The following is an 18,970-nucleotide window of genomic DNA, read 5'->3' on the forward strand; positions in this document are numbered from 1 at the left end:
GCCGCCCGTCGTCGTGAAGGCCGATCCGCTCAGCGGAGCAGTTGCAGGATGCCCTGCTGGGCCTGGTTGGCCAGCGAGAGGGCCGAGGTGGCGATGGAGTTGCGGGTCGACAGGGCCTGCGAGTTGGCGGCTTCCTCGTTGAGGTCCGCGTTCACGAGGTTGGCCGAGCCGATGTCGAGGATGTTGATCAGATTCTTCGAGAAGTCCTGACGGTTCTGCACCACCGAAAGGTTGGAGCCGAAGGTCGAGGATTGCGTACGGAGGTTGCTGGTTGCGGTGGTCAGCTTCTCGATGACGCTGTTGATCTCGGCGTCCGTCTGGAAGTTCCCGGACACTTCGTTCAGGCCGAGGCCCTCCGCATCGAACTTGACGCCCTGGATGTCGAGCGCCGACGAGTTCTTCTCGTTGAACGCGATATGCAGCGTGTTGTCCGCGACATTGCTGCTGGTCCGGTAGAGAAGGTTGACGCCGTTGTAGCTCGAGTCCTTGGCCTGCTGGGTAATCTGGGACAGCAGCGTATTGAACTGCTTGGCCAGGTTCTCGCGCACTGAGCTCGACCCCTTGCTACCGCCCACATCGGTACCGGTGCTCGTGATGAGCGCCGAGCTTGACGTACCAAAGCCGATGTTGTCGGTTCCGCTGGCCTGGATCGCGAGCTTCTGGTCGGCGCCAGCCGCCGTGGTCGAGATCTGCAGCTTGCCGTTGGTGAAGCTGGCCTTCACCTTCCCCGAGAGGCCAGTATCCGCTTCGATTTGGTCATTGATGGTCTTGACCAAGGTTGCGGCGGTAATGGTCGTGTTGGCGGCGGTGTTGACGTTGATCGTTTTGGCGTTGCCGGCACCGAGCTTGATACTGAACGACGCGTTGGTGGCTGCGACACCACCCAGGGCGGTGGTGGCACTGAGGGTTGTGGTACCTGCGACCAGGGCGGTGGACGAACCGTCGGTGGCGTCGGTGCCCGAGGAGGTGACGGGGGCGGCCACGCCCGTTGCAGTGCCGGCCACAGAGGTGCCGTTCACGGAGGCGGTTACACCGAGGCCAAGACCAGCGGTATCCTTGCTCGCAGTCAAGACCGCAGCGGCCCCGACACCGACGGCGTTCGAGGAAACGGTCAGCTTGTTACCGACGAAGGAGACCTTCGCGTTCACTGCCGCGGGCGTGGTGCCGTCGGCCGCGACACCAGCGCCAGCGCCGGTCCCGGTGCCCGTGCCGGTGGCGCGGAGCTTCTGATTGATCGCCTCGGCGATCTTGGCCTGCGTTGCGTTCTCGCCGATCGCGACGTTGTTGGCGTCCAAGCTCAGGGCGTTGATCGTGACGGCGGCGGTGTTGGTGCCGTCCCCGACGGTGAACTGGCTCGACTTTCCACCGGACAGATCGACGATCGGAGCGGCAGACCCGGCACCGGCAGCGGTCGCCCGCGTGCCGAAGCCGAGGCCGATGGTATCGGTCGTCGACGAGAAAGTCGGAGCCGCCGTGGCCGTGTTGACCCCGACGAAGGTGAGATGGTTGGTGCCATCGACGTAGGCCGAGACACCGGGGTTGGTGGTGGCGAGCTGCTTGTTGATCGCCTCCAGCACCTGCTTCTGGTTCGGGTTGGTGCCGATGGCGACGTTGGACGCGTCAGTGCTCGCAGCGCTCAGGGTGATCGCCGTGCCGCCGTTGACCTGGAACGAAGCGGATTGGCCGCTGCTCAGGTCGAACGAGGGCCCGAGTGTAGCGCCCAGCTGAGTTTTTGCGGGGGTACCGAAGAGGCCAATCTGGTCGCTGTTTCCAGCACCGGACGTCGTCACGACGGGAGAGGCCGTACCGGTGAAGGTCAGGACGCCGCCGGGCGCCGTCGCGGTCACGCCGGCATCGAGCTGCTCGTTCAGGGCATCGAGCAAGGCAGCTTGGTTGAATGACGAGGTGAGCTTGGTCCCGTCCGATTTCAGGGTATCAGCGTTGATGGTAACCTTCTGTCCACCGACATCGAACGTGGTCTGCTGTCCCTGACCCAGGGTGAAGGGGCCGGCTACCGTCGCCCCGGTGACTGCCGTGGTGGTTGCCGTCGGAGCCGTCGTCGCCGCGATCGTACCGGCCGTCGGCGTCGTACTGGCGGCGGGGGCGGCGCTGATAGTGTTGGCCGTGGCCGTGAAGGTGTTGAAGCCGATGCCAGTGGCGCCGCCGGCGGTGTTCGTGCCCGCGACGACGGAGAGCTGGGCATCGGGGCCGAGATCCGTCGAGGTGAAGACGAGGCTGCCAGTAGCGCCGCCCGAGAGGCTGACGCTGGCAGAAGAACCGTTGTCCTTTAACTGCTTGTTGATGGCGTCGCGAATGGCGGCCGGGGTCGCCGAGGTACCGAGGGTTCCGCCGAGGGTGTCGGTGGCCGAATCCTTGTTGAGGGTCACCACGACCGACTTCGCGCCATCCCCAACCGTAAGGCTGGTCGTCGCGTTGTTGGTGAAATCCGTGTTGGCGGAAAGGGCCGCCGAGGCGGTGACCGTCGCAGCGGTCCGGGCGGTCGAGGCGCCGAAGCCGATGTTGATGCCAGCATTGGCCGAGCCGGAGACCTGGACCTGCGCGGCCGAGCCCGTCGCGGTGGTCGAGAAGGTGATGCGGCCATCGGGGCTCGCGGCGGCCGTGAGCTTTCCGGCGAGGTTGCTGCTGCCGCTGATCTGGCCGTTGATGGCCGAGATGATCTGATCGGAAGTGACCTTGGTCAGGTCCGATGCCGAGGAGGCCAGCGTGGTAGAATCGAGGCGGATGGTCGTCTTGGTCAGTCCACCGTCGAGAGAGATGTCGAGGGAGGCATCCTTCGCGGGGTTCGACAGGTCGAAGGTGGTGACACCGTTCGCGGTCGTTCCGAGCGATGCGAGGGGCGCGGTGCCGGTGACCTTCGCCGCAACGGCCGCCGAGCCGCCAAGCACGCCGCCGCCGCCGCCGGTCTTGTCGGCGAGGGCCTGGCTGGCCGTGGACTTGGCGGTGTCGAGGAGCTTGGTGATCGAGGTGATGCCCTGGTTGGCGGCCTGGATCGTTTGGACACCGTTCGAGATGCCGTCGAGGAGCGCGCTCAGGTCACCCGAGCGAGCGGACAGGTTCTGAGAGGTGAAGAAATTCGTCGGGTTGTCGAGCGCGGAATTGACCTTTTTACCCGTCGACAGGCGGTTCTGCGTCGTGGAGAGCAGGTTGGCCGTATCCTGGAGGGACAGGAGGTTCTGGCGGGTTGCCGACGAGAGGGTAATGCCGGACGACATGACGGTTGATCCTTCTGATCAAGAACCCTCCTGTTTTCGAGGGCCCGTCACCCAAGGGCCGCAACCGCTAAGCGCCCGTTAAATCATTCCGGCCCAACCCCCTCCCCGTGCGGATTTTGTTCGTATGGTTGATGAAGCGTTAAGGGACGGGTGAAGCGAACGCTTCGGATCTCACGACGCCCGTCATCAACCCGTCCCGGAGGACGGCGCCGGGGACAGATCCCCTTCGAGGGGCCGAGACGGGGCGATCACGCGCGGGCGAACAACGTCGTTGCTGCTGGTATACCTCGTTTCGGACCAGGACTTTGAACGATCTGATCACTGGATTTCGTCAGAAAATCCGACAAAGCTGCGTCCGGTGCGGTCCTTAATCCCGCTCACCGTGTGTCGTGCGACACGTCGAGAATGAAAACGGCTTTCTATCTTTAGTTCAGACAGACAGAAACGGACCAGCCACTTGGTTCGTACGGAACTGGAGAGAAAAAGCCCTCATGAAGACCCGTATCGCCGCTCTTGCCACCGCCCTTGTCCTTGGCGTTGCTCCGATCTCGTCCGCGATGGCTTACGACAGCCCCTCCCGCTACACCGGCTTCGCGCCCTACGACGTCGAGACCACGGGCTCCTTCGAGCCCCGCCGCGCCGCCCCCCTGCGCAACCCCTACAGCTGCCCGATGAGCTCGGCCTCAGAGGGCAACGCCAACCAGCAGAACTTCCCCGTCCAGCAATACGGCCAGACCTCGGGCGGTAACCGCTGCTGATCGGACGGGAGACGGATTACCCGATGCTGCTGAAGGGCTTCTCCTACGCGATGATCGCCGCCTTCGCGGGCGGCCTCGCCTTCACGGTCCTGGGCTCGGCCAGCACCTTCTTCAGCCTGTAGGAACCGCAGACTCCGCCTCGGACCCGCCCGGCCCCCGGCCGCGGCGGGTCTTCTCGTGAGGGTTGCGGGCGTGCCGTAGGTACTGCTCACCAGGGATACCGAATCAAGACGTCTTCTGCGGCGGCGGCGCGAAACTTATTGAAGATCTTGGCCTCAACCTGGACGAGCGCCCGGACACATCCTCGATGCCCCTGGAAGGCCGACGCGAGATCTACACGGCCCATCTCTACACAGAATCCGAATTGCGCAGCGAGAGCCTGACCTTCGCGGCCGGCGATGAGACCGAAGCCCGCCGCGTCGCCGAGGACTGGGCGGCGGTCACGCAGCGGTCCCGATCCTTCTCGAACCTGGATCTGTACTTGGCGGAGACCCTGATCTATCGGCGCCCGCTGACGGGCGATCGCGATCCGTCCTGAGCCCGTTCGAGCGCATCGGCCGCCCACGGCATCGGAGAAACATGGATCGCCGGACGTGCGCCGTCCCTCTCCCGCCCTATGTCGTCGCGATGAGACGATGGCTCGCACACAGGCTCACGCGCACGGCGCTTCTGGGCACCCTCATCCTGGCCGCCCCGGCGGGCGTGCCGGCGGCCGAGGCGCCGTCCCGCATCCTGGTCGGCCTCGACGGTAAGACCTTCTTCGATCCGGAGGGCGGCCGGAACGGGCCGAACGGGCACGATGCGGTCGGGATCCTCGACGTCGGCGACGAGGCGCGCCCGCGCCTCGTCCACACCCTTCCCCTCGACAACTCGGTCTACGGGCCGCCGACCAACCTGCGCGTCACGCCGGACGGCCGCCTCGGGCTCGTGGCCAGTTCGGTCCTGATGCGCCCGGAGGGCACGGCCTGGTACGCGCAGCCCGACAACCGGCTCCACGTCATCGATCTCGCCGCCGAGCCGCCGCGCCTCGTCGAGACCCTGACGGTGGGGTCGCAGCCCTCCGGCCTCGCCATCAACCGGGCCGGTGACCTCGCCCTCGTCGCCAACCGCGAGGGGCGCAGCGTCACCGCCCTGACCATCCGCGGCACCGTCGTGCGCCCCATCGCGACGGTGGAGGTCGGCGACGAGGCCGCCGCGGTGGCGTTCGCGCCCGACGGCAAACGGGCCTTCGTCGCCAAGAACAAAGCCGGCCGGATCGGCGTCCTCGCCATCGACGGCACGGCCCTGCGCTACGATCCCGGCCTCGACATGCCGGTGGGGCCGGGGGTCTACGGGCTCGACGTGACGCCGGACGGACGCCTCGCCCTCACGGGCAATACCGGACCGGAACCGAGCGACGGCCATGCCGACACCGTGAGCGTGATCCGGGCCGATGCGGCCCGCCCGGTCGTGGTCGACCATCTGGGGATCGGCGACACGCCGGAGGCCCTGGCGATCGCGCCGGACGGCCGCCACGCGGCGGTCTCGGTGGTGCGGGGAGCGAGCGCGCCACGGAGCAGCCCGGGCTACACGCCGACCGGCGCGGTGGCGCTCCTGGCCATCGGGCCGGACGGCGTCCGGCGGGTTGCCGAGGCCGAGGCCGGGGCGGTGACCCAGGGCATCGTGTTCAGTCCCTCGGGAGCTTACGTCTATGTCGGCAATTATGTCGACCGGACCCTGGGCGTGTACCGCGTCGAGGGCGACGGCCTCGCCGACACCGGCTACCGCCTGCCGCTGCCGGGACAGCCCGCCTCCCTCGGTGGGCGGTGATCCCTTCGGAAGGATGCTCAGCCGAGATCGGCCTCGCCCATCCGGTCGTCATGCGCGGCAACGACCTGCCTCAGCAGGCGGATGAGGTGGGCCTGGTCCGCCTCGGAGAGGGCCTCCACCGTCCGGGCGTGCGCCTCCCGGGCCGCCGCCTCCATCGCCCCGTGAAGCGCCTCGCCCGCCGCCGTCAGGCGGCAGATCTGCGCGCGGCGATCGGTGGGCGAGGTCGCGCGGTCGACGAGTCCCCGCGCCGCCAGCCGCTTCAGGGCGCCCGTCGTCGTCGTGCGGTCGAGGGCGACGGCTTCGGCGATCGTGGTCTGGTCGGCTTGCCCTAGCTGCCGCAGCAGCGAGAGCAGGCTGTACTGCAGCGGCGTGACGCGAAAATCGGCACACCGCTCAGCAAAAAGGCTGACGTGGATCTGGTGCATCCGTCGCGCCAGAAATCCGGGCCGCTCCGAGAGCGGCCAAGGCGCTGCGCACTCTGGCCCGGCCCCCCGCTCCGGCGGTCCCTCCACGATACTCTCCGAGACCTGCTCCATCGACGCGTTTCCCAGAATGGCTCCGGACTTGGCACGCCCCGTGCAAAGCCGAGATACGAAGCATGCTTCGCTTTTGGTCGGGCAATTTTTGGCAAGAACGGGGCCGGGACCGACCGGCCGGGATCACGAGGTCGAGTGATGGTCGAATCCAACCCTGATCCGCGCCGCTACGATCTGCTCCTGCGCGGGGGCCGCGTCATCTGCCCCGCCTCCGGCATCGATGGCCTCCGCGACGTGGCGATCCGCGACGGGCGCATCGCCGCGGTGGAAGCGACGATCCTGCCCTCTTCCGCCGCCGAGACCGTGGACGTCTCGGGCAAGCTCGTGCTGCCGGGCATGATCGACACCCACGCCCACGTCTACCAGTACGTCACCGGCCGCTTCGGCCTGAACCCCGACATGGTCGGGGTGCGCTCGGGCGTCACCACCGTGGTGGACCAGGGCGGCCCGTCCTGCATGACCCTGCCGGGCTTCCGCCACTTCATCGCCGAGCGCGCCGACACGCAGGCGCTGGCTTTCCTGTCGGCCTACCTCGTCGGCGGCCTCGAGGGGCACTTCTACCCGAACCTCTACAGCCCGGACGGCGTCGACATCGACGCCACGGTGAAGTCGGCCACCGAGAACCGCGACCTCGTACGCGGCATCAAGGGCCATGCCGAGATCGGCGGTTTCGCCCGCTGGGGCATCCGCGTCATGGAGATGGCCGCCGAGATCAGCCGCCAGGCCGATCTCCCGCTCTACGTGCATTTCGGCCAGCTCTGGGGCCTGCCGGAATCCGGCGCCAACGGCGAGGACGCCGACACCATCGTCGAACGGGTGATTCCGCTGCTGCGCCCCGGCGACGTGCTGGCCCATCCCTTCACCCGCCATCCCGGCGGCTTCATCAACGAAGCCGGCGAGGTCCACCACATCATCCGCCGGGCGATGGATGCGGGGCTCAAGGTCGATGTCGGCCACGGCAGCCACTTCTCCTACCGGGTCGCCCGCGCCTCGCTGCCGGCCGGTGTGATCCCCTACACGCTCGGCGCCGACATGCACGGCTACAACACCGAGGTGCCCCAACCCGCCGGCACCCCGGACGAGCACCACGACGACGAGAACCACCCCTTCCTCGGCCAGGCCCGCTTCAGCCTCACCCAGGCGATGAGCTCGATGATGGCGCTGGGCATCCCGCTGGAGGAGGTGGTGCCGATGGTGACCTCGCACCCGGCCGAGATGCTGCGCATGAGCGACCGCATCGGCGCCCTGACGGTGGGGTTCGCGGCCGACGTCTCGGTGCTGCACGACGATCGCGGACGCTTCCTCCTGCGGGACAACGAGGACACCCGCGTCGTCGCCGACCGGCTCCTGCGCCCCGCCTTCTGCCTGCGGGCGGGCCGGCGCTTCGAGGCCGACTCGCCGATCCTGCCCCAGGCGATCGCGGCCTGAGGGAGTGTCCATGACCGCCTTCCGCCTCGACGACCCGACGCCCGCCGACCCGCGCCGCCGCTGGGGCGACCTCGACCGGGCGGCGCGCGGCGCCTGTTACGACAACAACGCGGGCGTGCCCGACTCCGCCGCGCAGGTCGCTGCCCGCAACGCCGCCTCGGCGGCCTACCGGGCGGCGCATGCCCGGCACCTCGACATCCCCTATGCGCAGGGCGAGCGCACCGCCTTCGACCTCTACCCGGCCGCGCAAGCCGGCGCGCCCTGCCTCGTCTTCGTCCATGGCGGCTACTGGCAGCGCAACGCGCGGGCCGACTTCGCCTGCTTCGCGGAAGGGCTCAACGCGGCCGGCTGGTCGGTGGCGATGCCGGGTTACACCCTGGCCCCGGAATCCAGTCTCGCGGGGATCGTCACCGAGATCGGCGCGGCCCTCGACTGGCTCGCCGCGCAGGGGGGCACGCACGGGATCGCCGGGCCCCTCGTCCTGTCCGGCTGGTCGGCCGGCGCCCAGCTCGCCGCGATGCAACTCGGCCACCCGGCCGTGGCGGCGGGCCTCGCGATCTCCGGCGTCTACGACCTCGCCCCGATCCGCGAGACCTACCTCGACGAGAAGCTCGGGCTCACGGATGCGGAAATCGAGACGCTCTCGCCCCTGCGGCGCCCCGTCGTCGACAAGCCCCTGACGATCGCCTACGGCAGCCGCGAGTTGCCCGCCCTCGTCCACGACGCGCGCAACCTCCACGCCCTGCGCGCCGCCGCGCACGCGCCCGGCGCCCTGCTGCCGGTGCCCGGCGCCGACCACTTCTCGATCCTCAACGAGTTCCGCCGGCCCGACGGCCTGCTGGTGCGCGCCGCGCAGGACCTCCTCGGAGGCGCCCGATGAGTGGCGCGGGCGCCAGCGCGGTTCCGCCGCGCCAGGAGGGCGTGGGCGCCCCCCTCCCCCGCAAGGAGGACGACCGGCTGATGCGCGGGCGCGGGCAGTTCGTCGGCGACATCCGTCTACCCGGGATGCAGGACGTGGCCTTCGTCCGCAGCCCCCTGGCGCATGCCCGCATCCGGGCCATCCACGTGCCGGAGGCCTATCGCGACCGCGTCTTCACGGCCGCCGACCTCGACGGCGTGCAGCCGATCCGGGCGGTCTCGGGCCTGCCGGGCTTCAAGGCCTCGGAGCAGCCGGTGCTCGCGACGGGCAAGGTCCGGCAGGTGGGCGAACTGGTCGCGATGTGCATCGCCCCGACCCGGGCCGAGGCCGAGGACATCGCCGCCGCCATCGTTCTCGATCTCGAGGAGTTGCCGGCGATCCACGACATGCTGGCCGCGCGCGAGCCCGGCTCCGCCCTCGTACACGAACACTGGGGCGACAACGTCTACCTGGAGACCCTGGTCGACATCGACATCGCCTCCGCGCTCGACGCGCCGATCAAGGTCAGCCGCACCATCGCGACGGGGCGCCAGTGCATGGCACCGATCGAGGGACGCGGCACCGTGGTGCATCTCGATCACCGCCTCGACCAGGTCGTCGTCCATACCGCGAGTCAGATGCCCCACATCGTGCGCAACGGGCTGGCGGAATGCTTGGGGCTCGAGCAGGGCCGCATCCGCATCGTTTCGCCCGACGTCGGCGGCGGCTTCGGCTACAAGGCGATCCTGCTCGCCGAGGACGTGGCGCTGACCTGGCTGGCGCTGCGCCTCGGCCATCCGGTGCGGTGGCTGGAGGACCGGCGCGAGCACCTCACGGCCAACGCCAATTGCCGCGAGCACCACTATCGCATCACCGCCTATGCGGAGCGCGACGGCAGGTTGCGGGGCATCGACTGCGAGGCGACCGTCGATTCCGGCGCCTACTCGGCCTATCCGTTCTCGGCCTGCCTGGAGGCAGCACAGGTCGCCAGCATCCTGCCGGGCCCCTACGATTTCCCGAGCTATCGCTGCCGCACCTGGTCGGTGGCCACCAACAAGTGCCCGATCCTGCCCTACCGGGGGGTCGCCCGCACCGGCGTCTGCTTCGCCCTCGAACTCGTGCTCGACGCGGTCGCCCGTGAAGCGGGCATCGCGCCCGAGGTCGTGCGTGAAAAAAATCTCGTCCGGCCCGAGCAGATGCCGTTCGAGAACATCACCCGAAAGCACTTCGACAGCGGCGACTATCCGCAGGCGCTCGCCCGCGCGCTGAGGGCCATCGACGTGGAGGGCGTCCGCGCCCGCCAACGCGCGTCCGAACCGGACGGGCGCCGGATCGGACTCGGCCTGTCGATCTACTGCGAGCAGGCGGCCCACGGCACCTCGGTCTATTCCGGCTGGGGCATTCCGATGGTGCCGGGCCACGAGCAGGCCTCCGCCCGGCTGACGCCGGATGGCGGCCTCGAACTCCGCATCGGCGCGCATTCCCACGGCCAGGGCCTGGAGACGACGCTGGCCCAGGTCGCGCACGAGATCCTGGGCGTGCCGGTGGCGCGCACCCGCCTCGTCCACGGCGACACCGCGATGACGCCGTACTCCACCGGCTCCTGGGGTTCGCGCGTGATGGTGATGGCCGGCGGCGCGGTGGCTGCGGCCTGCGAGACCCTGCGCGATCGGGCGGTGCGGATCGGCGCCTACCTGCTCCAGGCAAGCCCCGAGGCATGCCACTTCGCGGGCGGCCACGTGGTCGGTCCTTCCGGCGACATCTCCCTGGAGGCCATCGCCCGCACCTGGTACCGGCGCCCGCAGGACCTCGGCCCCGACACCGATCCGGGCGGCCTCGAGGTCACCGCCGGCTACAAGCCGCAGCGCGATTCCGGCACCTTCTCCTACGCGGCCCACGCGGTCGTGGTGGCGGTCGACCCCGATCTCGGCGCGGTCGAGATCCTCGATTACGTCATCGTCGAGGATGGCGGCACCCTGGTGAACCCCCTCGTGGTCGACGGCCAGATCTACGGCGGCCTCGCCCAGGGCATCGGCACCGCCCTCTACGAGGAGATGCGCTTTGACGCCCGCGGCCAGCCGCTAGCCTCGACGTTTGCCGACTACCTGCTGCCCGGCGCCGCCGAGGTGCCGATGGCCCGCATCGACCACATGGAGACCCCCTCGCCCTACACGCGCTTCGGCCAGAAGGGCATCGGCGAGGGCGGCGCCATCGCGCCGCCGGCCGCGCTCGCCAACGCGATCAACGACGCGCTGGCCCCACTCGGCGTCGAGATGCTGCATTCCCCCGTCACGCCCCGACGGATCGTGGAGGCGGTGCTGGCCGCCCGCACCGGCGCCGAGCCCGCACGGGAGGCCGCATGAAGCCCAGCCCCTTCGCCTGGGAGCGCCCGGCGAGCCTCGCCGCCCTGCTCGACCGCCTCGCGACGGCGCAGGGCGGCGTGAAGCTGATCGCGGGCGGACAGTCGCTGGGGCCGATGCTGGCCTTGCGCCTGGTCGAACCGGACCTGATCCTCGACATCACGGGGATCGACGAACTGCGTCAGGCCCGCGTCGCGGGCGAGACCCTCGTGCTCGGCGCCTGCGTGACCCACGCCGACATCGAGGACGGGCGCGTGCCCGACCTCACGGGGGGCGCCCTGCAGCGGGTGGCCTCGGCCATCGCCTACCGGCCCGTGCGCAACCGGGGCACCATCGGCGGCAGCCTCGTTCACGCCGACCCGGCCGCCGACTGGGTGAACGCGCTGATGGCGCTCGGCGCCGAGGTCGAGATCGCGGGGCCCACGGGCCGCCGCACCCTGCCGGTGGAGCGCTTCGTCACCGGCGCGCTCGAAGTCGCCCTGGGGCCGGCCGAGATCCTGATGGCGGTGCGCGTGCCGGCGCTGCCGCCGGGCGCGGCCTGGGGCTACGTCAAGCACTGCGCCAAGATCGGCGAGTTCGCCCACGCCATCGGGGCCGTGCGCCTGGAGCCGGGGGCCGGCCGGGGACGCGCGGTGATCGGCGCCGTCGAGGGGGCACCCGTGCTCCTCGCCGATGCCCGCCCGCTCTTCGGCGGCCGCATCGGTCCCGATTTCGCGGAGCGCTTCGAGCCCGGCGCGGCGCAGGCCGCCCTCGCCGCCGCCGGCATGGCGGACCCGGTCGAGCGCCACGTCCACGTCACGGTGCTGGCCCGCGCGGTGGCGCAGGCCGGAAAGCTCCCGCTCTCGCATGTCCCGGAGGCCGCATGAGCGCCGGATTGGCCGAGCCGGCCACGGGCCAGATCGCCCTCGGGCTGACGGTGAACGGGCGGTTCCTGCGCATCGAGGCCGAGCCGCGCAGCCATCTCGGCGACGTGCTGCGCGAGACCCTGAACCTGACGGGCACGCATCTCGGCTGCGAGCACGGCGTCTGCGGTGCCTGCACCGTGCTCCTCGACGGCGAACCGGCGCGCGCCTGCCTGACCTTCGCGGGCGCCTGCGTGGGGGCCGCCGTGACCACCATCGAGGGCCTGGACGACGACCCGGTCGCCACCGCGCTGCGCGCCGCCTTCAATCGCGAGCACGCGCTCCAGTGCGGCTACTGCACCCCCGGCATGCTGGTGGCCGCGCGCGACCTCGTCCTGCGCCTGCCCGAGGCCGACGAGCGGCGGATCCGAGTCGGCCTCTCGGGCAACCTCTGCCGCTGCACCGGCTACGCCGGCATCGTGCGGGCAGTGATGGCCGTCATCGCCGAGCGCCGCGCCCAAGGCATCCGGCCCGAGACCGGCGCCGCCCGCGCCCTCGGCCCCGTCGGCGCCCGCATCGGCGAGGCGGTTGCGGCCCGCCCGCAGGCCACGCGGACCACGGAGAACCGGATCGCGCCCGCCCGGGCTCCGACGCCGGCGACGACCTTCGCGCCCGCCCACCGCTTCACGCACTTCATCGACCTGTCCCATCCGCCGGACGCCGTCTTCGCCCTGCTGGGGGATATCGAGGCCGTGGCCGCCTGCCTGCCCGGCGCCGTCCTCACGGGCCGCCCGGAGCCCGACACGGTGGAGGGCGGCCTTCAGGTCCGGATCGGGCCGATCGCCGCGACCTTCCGGGGCAGCGCCCGCATCGCGCGGGACCCTGCCGCGCTCGCCGGTTCGGTCCGGGGTGCCGGCAGCGACGCGGGCGGGCGCTCGGCCACCGAGGGCGAACTGCGCTACCGGGTCGAGCCCGGTCCGGCGCCGGGCACGGCCCGGGTCACCCTGGAGGTCGGCTACACCCTGACCGGCCCCCTCGCGCAGTTCGGCCGTCCCGGCCTCGTGCGCGACCTCGCCGGCCGCATCGCGGGCGATTTCGCCCGCGCGGTCGATGGCCGCCTCTCCGGCGCCGAGGCCCCGGCGCCGGCCGGGCTCAACCCCTTGCGCCTCCTCCTCGGCCTTGCTCGGGCGCGCCTCGCGGCCTGGCTCGGCCGCGCCTGATCTGATTTCACCCCAGCCCCCCGCACCGGAGATACGCGCATGCGAAGCAGGTTCACCGTCACGACCGCGATTCTGCTGGCGCTGGCCGCCACGGGGGCGCGGGCGGACACGATCCGCATCGGTGTCAACGAGCCGCTGACCGGCCCCTTCGCGGCCTCCGGCACCTACGTGGTCAACGGCGCGAAGATCGCCGCCGACGAGATCAACGCCCGGGGCGGATTGCTGGGCAAAAAGATCGAGCTGATCGTCGAGGACAACAAGAGCAACCCGACGGAAGCGGCGGCGGTGGCGGAGAAGCTGATCACCAGCGACAAGACCCCGGTGTTGATGGGCGCCTGGGGCTCGAGCCTGACGCTGGCGGTGATGCCCAAGCTCATCGACTACGCGGTGCCGATGCTGGTCGAGACCTCCTCGTCCGGCAAGATCACCACCGCGGGCAATCCCTTCGTCTTCCGCATCTCGCCGCCCTCGGCCCTCGAGGCGGAGACCTTCGCCCCGATGGTGGCCAAGCTCGGCATGAAGAAGGCCGACTTCCTCGTGCTCAACAACGATTTCGGACGCGGAGCCGCCGCCGATTTCGGCAAGATGCTGAAGGACAAGGGCGTCCAGGTCGGCCTCGTCGAGACCATGGACCAGGGCGCGCAGGACATGAGCGCCCAGCTCTCCAAGCTCAAGGCCTCCGACAGCGACACCATCATGATCACGAGTGCGGTGGACCAGCTCGTGCTCCTGTTCAAGCAGATGGCGGCGCTCGGCCTCAAGAAGCGGGTCATCACCACCGGCGGCTCGCAGAACCCCGACCAGATCATCGCGCAGGCCGGCTCGGCCGCCGACGGCACGATGCACCTGACCACCTTCCTGCCCTGGCTGCCCGAGAAGACCCCGGACCCGAAGGCGACGGAGCGCTTCATCGCCGAGTGGAAGAAGCGCGGCTTCGCCTTCGCGGGCGTCACCGAGAGCTTCCGGGGCTACGACGGCATCCGGGCGATCGCCCACGCCATCGAGAAGGCGGGCTCCGCCGAGCCGGCGGCGATCACCAAGGCATTCTGGTCCGTCGACTTCACGGGGCTCAACGGCCCGATCCGCTTCGCCAAGACCGGCCCCGCCAGCAAGGAGAGCGGCCAGAGCAAGCCCGACGTCTACCTCATCGAGATCAAGGACGGCCGCGTCGTCGTGCCGACGCTCTGACACCCTCAAGGCCCTCCCGCGTGCGGGAGGGCGAACCCAAAAGCCGATCCACGATCATCCCGGGGCCGCCCATGGACCAGCTGATCCAGCACCTCGTCAACACGCTCATCCTGGGCGGCACCTACGCCCTCCTGGGGATCGGGCTGACCCTGATCTTCGGCATCATGAACGTGGTGAACTTCACCCACGGCGCGCTCTACACGGTGGGCGCCTACCTGATGTACCTCGCGGTTGCGGCCCTCGGGCTGAACTTCTTCCTGGCGCTGCCCGTGGCGATCCTCGGCGGACTCGTGTTCGGGGCGGCCATCGAGCGGCTGCTGCTGCGGCCCTTCCGGGGGGCCGACATCGACACCACCATGCTGGTGATGATCGGGGCCGGCATCGCCCTGCAATCGGCGACCCTGTGGATCTTCGGCGGGGTCGCCAAGGCGATCCCCTCCCCGTTTCCCGAGGCGCCGCTCCAGATCGGCCCGGTCTCGGTCTCCTGGCTGCGCCTGTTCGTGCTCGGGTCGGCGCTGGGCCTGATCGCGCTCACCTACGCGCTGATCAACGGCACGAAGCTCGGGCTCGCCATGCGGGCCGCCTTCCAGGACGCCGACACGGCGGCCCTGATGGGGGTCAACGTGCGCCTGATCGACACCGCCACCTTCGCGCTGGGTTCCTCCCTCGCGGCGGCGGCCGGTGCCCTGCTCGGGCCGGTCTACGTCGTGTTCCCGCAGATGGGGGGCCTGGCCGAACTCAAAGCCTTCGCCATCGTCATCCTGGGCGGGCTCGGCAACGTCACCGGGGCGGCCATCGGCGGCTTCATCCTGGCGCTCGCCGAGGAACTCGGCGCCGGCTACATCTCCTCCGGCTACCGGGACGCCATGGGCTTCCTCATCATCATCGCGGTGCTGCTGGTGAAGCCGACGGGCCTGTTCGCCAAGGCGGAGCGCATCGGATGAGCCGGCTGCTTCCCTTCGCGCTGCTCGCGGGCCTCGTCGTCCTGCCGCTGGGGCTGAGCGCGAGCCCCTACCTGCTCAACGCGCTGATCACCACGGGCATCCTGACCATCGGGGCCATGAGCCTGAACCTGCTGCTCGGCTTCACCGGGCAGCTCAGCCTCGGCCACATCGCCTTCTTCGGCATCGGCGCCTACGTGAGCGCGCTCACCAGCCTCGGCTTCGACGTGGAGGTCGGCTTCGGCACCCGCGTGGTCCACGAGCCCTGGCCGCCGGTCGTGGGCTTTCTGCTGGCGATCCTGGCGGCCGGCGCCTGCGGCTGGCTGATCGGGCGCCTCTCCTTCCGGGTGCGGGGCGCCTACTTCGTCATCGTGACGATCTCGTTCGCCGAGGTGGTGCGGCTGGTCGCCCTCAACTGGGTGGAGCTGACGCAAGGGCCTCTGGCGCTCACCGGCATTCCGGCGATCAGCCTCGGCCTGCCCGGCCTCGGCACTTGGACCCTGCGGACGAAGCTGCAGAACTACTACCTCGTGCTCGCCGTCGGCACCTTCTGCTACCTCGTCGTCGCCCGCCTCGTCGCCTCGCGCTTCGGCCGGACGATGCGGGGCCTGAAAGAGAACGAATCCCTGGCGCTCTCGGTAGGCATCAACGCCACCCGTACGCTGACCATCGCGACCGTCATCTCGGCCGCCATGGCGGGCGCGGCGGGCAGCCTCTACGCGCATTACCTGCGCATCATCGATCCCGACGTGTTCCTGTTCTCCACCACCGTCAGCATGGTCATCATGGTGGTGGCGGGCGGCAAGGGCACGCTGATGGGCCCGGTGATCGGCGGCCTGATCTTCGGCCTTCTGCCCGTGGGCCTGCGCCCCGTGATGGCGCCGGAAGCGCAGTGGATCGTCTACGGGATCGTGCTGATCGTGATCCTCTACGTGATGCCGCGCGGGATCGTGCCGGGACTGGCTAAGCTCTTCACCCGCGTCCGACCGGCCCGCCCCGTTCCCGTCCTCGACGCCAGCCCCATGGTGCCGCGATGAGCGCGATCCTCTCCGTCGACCATGTCGGCGTGCGCTTCGGCGGTCTCGTGGCCATCGCGGACCTGCACTTCGACGTGCAGGAGGGCGAGATCGTCAGCCTGATCGGCCCGAACGGGGCGGGCAAGACCACCGCCTTCAACGTGATGACGGGCTTCCTCAAGCCGAGCCAGGGCGAGGTCCGGTTCCGGGGCACCGGCCTGGCGGGCCTGCCGCCGCACGCGATCACGCGCCTCGGACTCGCCCGCACCTTCCAGCGCACCAGCGTCTTTCCCGACGACACGGTGTTCGACAACGTCATGATCGGCCTGCACCGCCAGGGGGCGGCCGCGCCGCGCGCGCGCCTCCTCGACACGCTGATCGGCCGCGCAGGCGCCGGCGAGCGGCGCCTGCGGGCGCGCGCCGAGGCGCTCCTCGACTGGGTCGGCCTCGCGGGACGCGCGCAGGAGAAGGCCGGGGCGCTGGCCTACGGCGAGCAGCGCCTCGTCGGGGTGGCGCTGGCACTCGCCACCGAGCCCGCCATGCTCCTCCTCGACGAGCCGGTCTCGGGCATGAACGCCTCGGAGACCCGGGTCTTCGTGCGCCTGATCCGGCAGATCCGGGAGCGCGGCGTCACCCTCCTGCTGGTCGAGCACGACATGCCGATGGTGATGGAGGTCTCCGACCGCATCGTCGTCCTCAATTACGGCCGGCTGATCGCCGAGGGGCCGCCCGAGGCGATCCGCAGCGACCCGGCCGTGATCGAGGCCTATCTCGGCCAGGGCAGCGCCGCCCGCCGGGCGATCGCCGAGGCCCAGCAATCGGCGGAGACTCGGGAGGCCGCGCATGCTTGAGATCCGCGACCTCGTCTGCGGCTATGGCCACGTCACCGCCCTGAAAGGGCTCACCATCGACGTGCGCGAAGGCCAGCTCGTGGCCCTGGTGGGCGCGAACGGCGCCGGCAAGTCGACCACCCTGCGGGCGATCTCGGGGCTGGTGCCGGCCCGCTCCGGCGCCATCCGGCTCGACGGACGCGACATCACGGGGGCCGAGCCCCGGCGTATCCTGGAGGCGGGCATCGCCCATTGCCCGGAGGGACGACGCGTCTTCCCGCAGATGAATGTCGCCGAGAACCTCGCCATGGGCGCCTATCTGCGCCGGGACCGCGCCGGCATCGCGGCGGACCTTCAGCGCATCTACGGCGAGTTCCCGCGCCTCGCCGAGCGCCGCCAGCAGGCCGCCGGCACCCTCTCGGGCGGGGAGCAGCAGATGCTGGCCATCGGTCGGGCCCTGATGGCGCGCCCGCGCCTCGTGCTCTTCGACGAGCCCTCCCTGGGGCTCGCCCCCAACATCGTCGAGCGGATGTTCGCCGTCATCCGCTCGATCTGCGACGCGGGCACCACCGTGCTGCTGGTGGAGCAGAACGCCTTCGCGGCCCTCGAACTCTGCGACCACGCCTACCTCCTGGAGACCGGCCGCATCGTCCTCGAGGGCACGGGCGAGGCCCTCATCGCCGACCCGCACGTGCGGGAAGCCTATCTGGGTGGCTGAGGCGCGGCCGGGCCCGACCTATCTGGGACCGGTGAGCCTCCTGACCGGCCGTGCCCTCATCCCGATCCGGGTCGGTGGGCGGCAGCTGATCCTGGTGCGGGACGGGACGCGGATCGTGGCCGCCGAGCGAGCCTGCCCGCACGAGGGGGCGGACCTGTCCCTCGGCCGCTGCGCGGCGGGCCGGCTGCACTGCCCCCGGCACCAGGCCTCCTTCGACCTCCGGGACGGCTCGGTCTCGCCGGGCTGGTCGTTTCGCGCGCTGCGCCTGTCGCCCGTCGCGGTGAGGCCGGACGGGCTCTGGCTTTGGCCGGAGTAAGGGGGGCGTCAAACGTCTTCCGGGCGATGGCTTCGGTCAGCCTGCGCGGGCCCGGTCCTCTTGGTCCCGCGAGCCCCGCGCCGAGATCCCGACCCGGGCCGACGCCGCCCCGGTAGCCGACAGGCGCCGGCTCGCGGAGAAGGGGGTGACCTACGGCACCACCCTGCAGGCCGAACCTCCGGCCTGAGGGCCGTGGCGGTCGTCGTCAGGCCGCGATCTTGCGGCACTCGGCGGTGCAGGTCTGGCAGGCCGACCGGCAGGCGCGGCAATCCGCGATCTCGGGGAATTTGGCGCACTCGGCCTCGCAGGCGGTGCAGATCTCGCCCACCGCCTTGGCCAGGACGCGCGTGTGCGGGGAATTGACCGCCGCGAGCGTCTCCAGGGCCACGCAGGCATGGACGAGGTCGTAGACCGACTTCATGCAGGCGACCATGCGGGTGTCGCTCATCGCCAGCATGCCGAAGCAGTGCCGCAGGCAATCGTTGCCGGTCGAGACGCAGCGCGCGCTGGACTCCTTGAGCGCGGCGAACTGGGGCGGATGGTCGTGGTCCCCATGCGCGTGTGCCCCGTGATCCTGCGTCCCGTGGCCTTCCCCGTGCGCGTGCGACGGTTCGGCGCCCTGCGCCAGGGCCGGCGTGGCGGCGGAGAGCGCGATGGCGGCTCCAAGCCCGGCGAAGAAGTCGCGGCGTTCCATGCTGATGCTCCCGCTCAGTCCGACCGCGTGTCCGGTCGTCGCCTCTGTCCGATGGCGGCCTCGCCCTGGCAATGGGGCCTGCGTGAAATTGATCGGAATCGCGTGGGCGCCTGCGGCACTTTGCCGATGAGCGGCACCGGTCACGGGCGTCCCGGCGCAGCGGAGGTGCGCGAACGAATAATG

The 18,970-nt window shown here is 70.4% G+C and carries 17 protein-coding genes; 14 read left to right on the plus strand and 3 right to left on the minus strand.

The window, feature by feature from the left end:
* Window positions 1-29 precede the first annotated feature (29 nt).
* On the minus strand, window positions 30-3,233 hold the full coding sequence (locus MKK58_RS26795) for a flagellin (RefSeq protein ID WP_279578206.1): 3,204 nt from the start codon (window positions 3,231-3,233) through the stop codon (window positions 30-32).
* Window positions 3,234-3,724: 491 nt separating this feature from the next.
* Here MKK58_RS26795 and MKK58_RS03355 point away from each other — a divergent pair, with 491 nt between their 5' ends.
* The 3 genes from MKK58_RS03355 to MKK58_RS03365 all read left to right on the plus strand — a co-directional run bounded on the left by MKK58_RS03355 (window position 3,725) and on the right by MKK58_RS03365 (window position 5,800).
* On the plus strand, window positions 3,725-3,991 hold the full coding sequence (locus MKK58_RS03355; protein WP_243910750.1) for a hypothetical protein: 267 nt from the start codon (window positions 3,725-3,727) through the stop codon (window positions 3,989-3,991).
* Between the two features lie 307 nt (window positions 3,992-4,298).
* Window positions 4,299-4,529: a hypothetical protein gene (locus tag MKK58_RS03360; protein ID WP_243910751.1), complete on the plus strand. Its 231-nt coding sequence runs from the start codon at window positions 4,299-4,301 to the stop codon at window positions 4,527-4,529.
* 89 nt (window positions 4,530-4,618) lie between these two features.
* Window positions 4,619-5,800 (plus strand): YncE family protein, encoded by a 1,182-nt coding sequence (locus MKK58_RS03365; protein WP_243910752.1) that lies wholly within the window; start codon window positions 4,619-4,621, stop codon window positions 5,798-5,800.
* A 17-nt stretch (window positions 5,801-5,817) separates the two neighbouring features.
* Here MKK58_RS03365 and MKK58_RS03370 read toward each other — a convergent pair whose 3' ends face one another.
* The gene (locus MKK58_RS03370; RefSeq protein WP_243910753.1) at window positions 5,818-6,225 is read right to left on the minus strand and encodes a MarR family winged helix-turn-helix transcriptional regulator; all 408 of its coding nucleotides are present in this window, start codon (window positions 6,223-6,225) and stop codon (window positions 5,818-5,820) included.
* 249 nt (window positions 6,226-6,474) lie between these two features.
* Between MKK58_RS03370 and MKK58_RS03375 the strand changes: the two genes are divergently transcribed.
* The 11 genes from MKK58_RS03375 (at window position 6,475) to MKK58_RS03425 (ending at window position 18,093) form a co-directional block, all read left to right on the plus strand.
* The gene (locus MKK58_RS03375) at window positions 6,475-7,764 is read left to right on the plus strand and encodes an amidohydrolase/deacetylase family metallohydrolase (protein WP_243910754.1); all 1,290 of its coding nucleotides are present in this window, start codon (window positions 6,475-6,477) and stop codon (window positions 7,762-7,764) included.
* Window positions 7,765-7,774: 10 nt separating this feature from the next.
* The gene (locus MKK58_RS03380) at window positions 7,775-8,644 is read left to right on the plus strand and encodes an alpha/beta hydrolase (protein ID WP_243910755.1); all 870 of its coding nucleotides are present in this window, start codon (window positions 7,775-7,777) and stop codon (window positions 8,642-8,644) included.
* Window positions 8,641-11,025, plus strand: a complete 2,385-nt coding sequence (locus MKK58_RS03385; protein ID WP_243910756.1) for a xanthine dehydrogenase family protein molybdopterin-binding subunit — start codon at window positions 8,641-8,643, stop codon at window positions 11,023-11,025. Before MKK58_RS03380 ends, MKK58_RS03385 begins: the two co-directional genes overlap by 4 nt.
* Complete coding sequence (locus tag MKK58_RS03390) at window positions 11,022-11,888, plus strand: FAD binding domain-containing protein (protein WP_243910757.1); 867 nt, start codon at window positions 11,022-11,024, stop codon at window positions 11,886-11,888. Before MKK58_RS03385 ends, MKK58_RS03390 begins: the two co-directional genes overlap by 4 nt.
* Window positions 11,885-13,084, plus strand: coding sequence for a xanthine dehydrogenase family Fe-S subunit (locus tag MKK58_RS03395; protein WP_243910758.1), 1,200 nt, complete (start codon window positions 11,885-11,887; stop codon window positions 13,082-13,084). The genes MKK58_RS03390 and MKK58_RS03395 overlap by 4 nt, the downstream gene beginning before the upstream one ends.
* Window positions 13,085-13,123: 39 nt before the next feature.
* Entirely contained in the window at window positions 13,124-14,272 is a 1,149-nt protein-coding gene (locus MKK58_RS03400) for an ABC transporter substrate-binding protein (RefSeq protein ID WP_243910759.1), read from the plus strand.
* Window positions 14,273-14,343: 71 nt separating this feature from the next.
* Complete coding sequence (locus MKK58_RS03405; RefSeq protein WP_243910760.1) at window positions 14,344-15,216, plus strand: branched-chain amino acid ABC transporter permease; 873 nt, start codon at window positions 14,344-14,346, stop codon at window positions 15,214-15,216.
* Complete coding sequence (locus tag MKK58_RS03410; protein WP_243910761.1) at window positions 15,213-16,250, plus strand: branched-chain amino acid ABC transporter permease; 1,038 nt, start codon at window positions 15,213-15,215, stop codon at window positions 16,248-16,250. The genes MKK58_RS03405 and MKK58_RS03410 overlap by 4 nt, the downstream gene beginning before the upstream one ends.
* Window positions 16,247-17,080 (plus strand): ABC transporter ATP-binding protein, encoded by an 834-nt coding sequence (locus MKK58_RS03415; RefSeq protein WP_243910762.1) that lies wholly within the window; start codon window positions 16,247-16,249, stop codon window positions 17,078-17,080. The genes MKK58_RS03410 and MKK58_RS03415 overlap by 4 nt, the downstream gene beginning before the upstream one ends.
* Window positions 17,073-17,777: an ABC transporter ATP-binding protein gene (locus MKK58_RS03420; RefSeq protein WP_243910763.1), complete on the plus strand. Its 705-nt coding sequence runs from the start codon at window positions 17,073-17,075 to the stop codon at window positions 17,775-17,777. Before MKK58_RS03415 ends, MKK58_RS03420 begins: the two co-directional genes overlap by 8 nt.
* Window positions 17,770-18,093 carry a Rieske (2Fe-2S) protein gene (locus tag MKK58_RS03425; RefSeq protein WP_243910764.1) on the plus strand — a complete coding sequence of 108 codons (324 nt, stop codon included), beginning with the start codon at window positions 17,770-17,772 and terminating at the stop codon, window positions 18,091-18,093. The genes MKK58_RS03420 and MKK58_RS03425 overlap by 8 nt, the downstream gene beginning before the upstream one ends.
* 205 nt (window positions 18,094-18,298) lie before the next feature.
* On the opposite strand, the gene MKK58_RS03430 is transcribed toward MKK58_RS03425, so the two are convergent.
* Window positions 18,299-18,787: a four-helix bundle copper-binding protein gene (locus MKK58_RS03430; RefSeq protein WP_243910765.1), complete on the minus strand. Its 489-nt coding sequence runs from the start codon at window positions 18,785-18,787 to the stop codon at window positions 18,299-18,301.
* Window positions 18,788-18,970 lie beyond the last annotated feature (183 nt).

Origin of the sequence: Methylobacterium sp. J-078 (assembly GCF_022829285.1) — a bacterium.
GTDB lineage: Bacteria > Pseudomonadota > Alphaproteobacteria > Rhizobiales > Beijerinckiaceae > Methylobacterium.

What these genes read in the sequence shown, in the direction of transcription:
- MKK58_RS03390 (WP_243910757.1), top strand. Translation starts at nt 11,022, where the DNA reads ATGAAGCCCAGCCCCTTCGCCTGGGAGCGCCCGGCGAGCCTCGCCGCC.
- MKK58_RS03400 (WP_243910759.1), top strand. Translation starts at nt 13,124, where the DNA reads ATGCGAAGCAGGTTCACCGTCACGACCGCGATTCTGCTGGCGCTGGCC.
- MKK58_RS03380 (WP_243910755.1), top strand. Translation starts at nt 7,775, where the DNA reads ATGACCGCCTTCCGCCTCGACGACCCGACGCCCGCCGACCCGCGCCGC.
- MKK58_RS03370 (WP_243910753.1), bottom strand. Translation starts at nt 6,225, where the DNA reads ATGCACCAGATCCACGTCAGCCTTTTTGCTGAGCGGTGTGCCGATTTT.
- MKK58_RS03375 (WP_243910754.1), top strand. Translation starts at nt 6,475, where the DNA reads ATGGTCGAATCCAACCCTGATCCGCGCCGCTACGATCTGCTCCTGCGC.
- MKK58_RS03365 (WP_243910752.1), top strand. Translation starts at nt 4,619, where the DNA reads ATGAGACGATGGCTCGCACACAGGCTCACGCGCACGGCGCTTCTGGGC.
- MKK58_RS03395 (WP_243910758.1), top strand. Translation starts at nt 11,885, where the DNA reads ATGAGCGCCGGATTGGCCGAGCCGGCCACGGGCCAGATCGCCCTCGGG.
- MKK58_RS03405 (WP_243910760.1), top strand. Translation starts at nt 14,344, where the DNA reads ATGGACCAGCTGATCCAGCACCTCGTCAACACGCTCATCCTGGGCGGC.
- MKK58_RS03415 (WP_243910762.1), top strand. Translation starts at nt 16,247, where the DNA reads ATGAGCGCGATCCTCTCCGTCGACCATGTCGGCGTGCGCTTCGGCGGT.
- MKK58_RS03410 (WP_243910761.1), top strand. Translation starts at nt 15,213, where the DNA reads ATGAGCCGGCTGCTTCCCTTCGCGCTGCTCGCGGGCCTCGTCGTCCTG.
- MKK58_RS03430 (WP_243910765.1), bottom strand. Translation starts at nt 18,787, where the DNA reads ATGGAACGCCGCGACTTCTTCGCCGGGCTTGGAGCCGCCATCGCGCTC.
- MKK58_RS03385 (WP_243910756.1), top strand. Translation starts at nt 8,641, where the DNA reads ATGAGTGGCGCGGGCGCCAGCGCGGTTCCGCCGCGCCAGGAGGGCGTG.
- MKK58_RS03360 (WP_243910751.1), top strand. Translation starts at nt 4,299, where the DNA reads ATGCCCCTGGAAGGCCGACGCGAGATCTACACGGCCCATCTCTACACA.
- MKK58_RS26795 (WP_279578206.1), bottom strand. Translation starts at nt 3,233, where the DNA reads ATGTCGTCCGGCATTACCCTCTCGTCGGCAACCCGCCAGAACCTCCTG.
- MKK58_RS03420 (WP_243910763.1), top strand. Translation starts at nt 17,073, where the DNA reads ATGCTTGAGATCCGCGACCTCGTCTGCGGCTATGGCCACGTCACCGCC.
- MKK58_RS03355 (WP_243910750.1), top strand. Translation starts at nt 3,725, where the DNA reads ATGAAGACCCGTATCGCCGCTCTTGCCACCGCCCTTGTCCTTGGCGTT.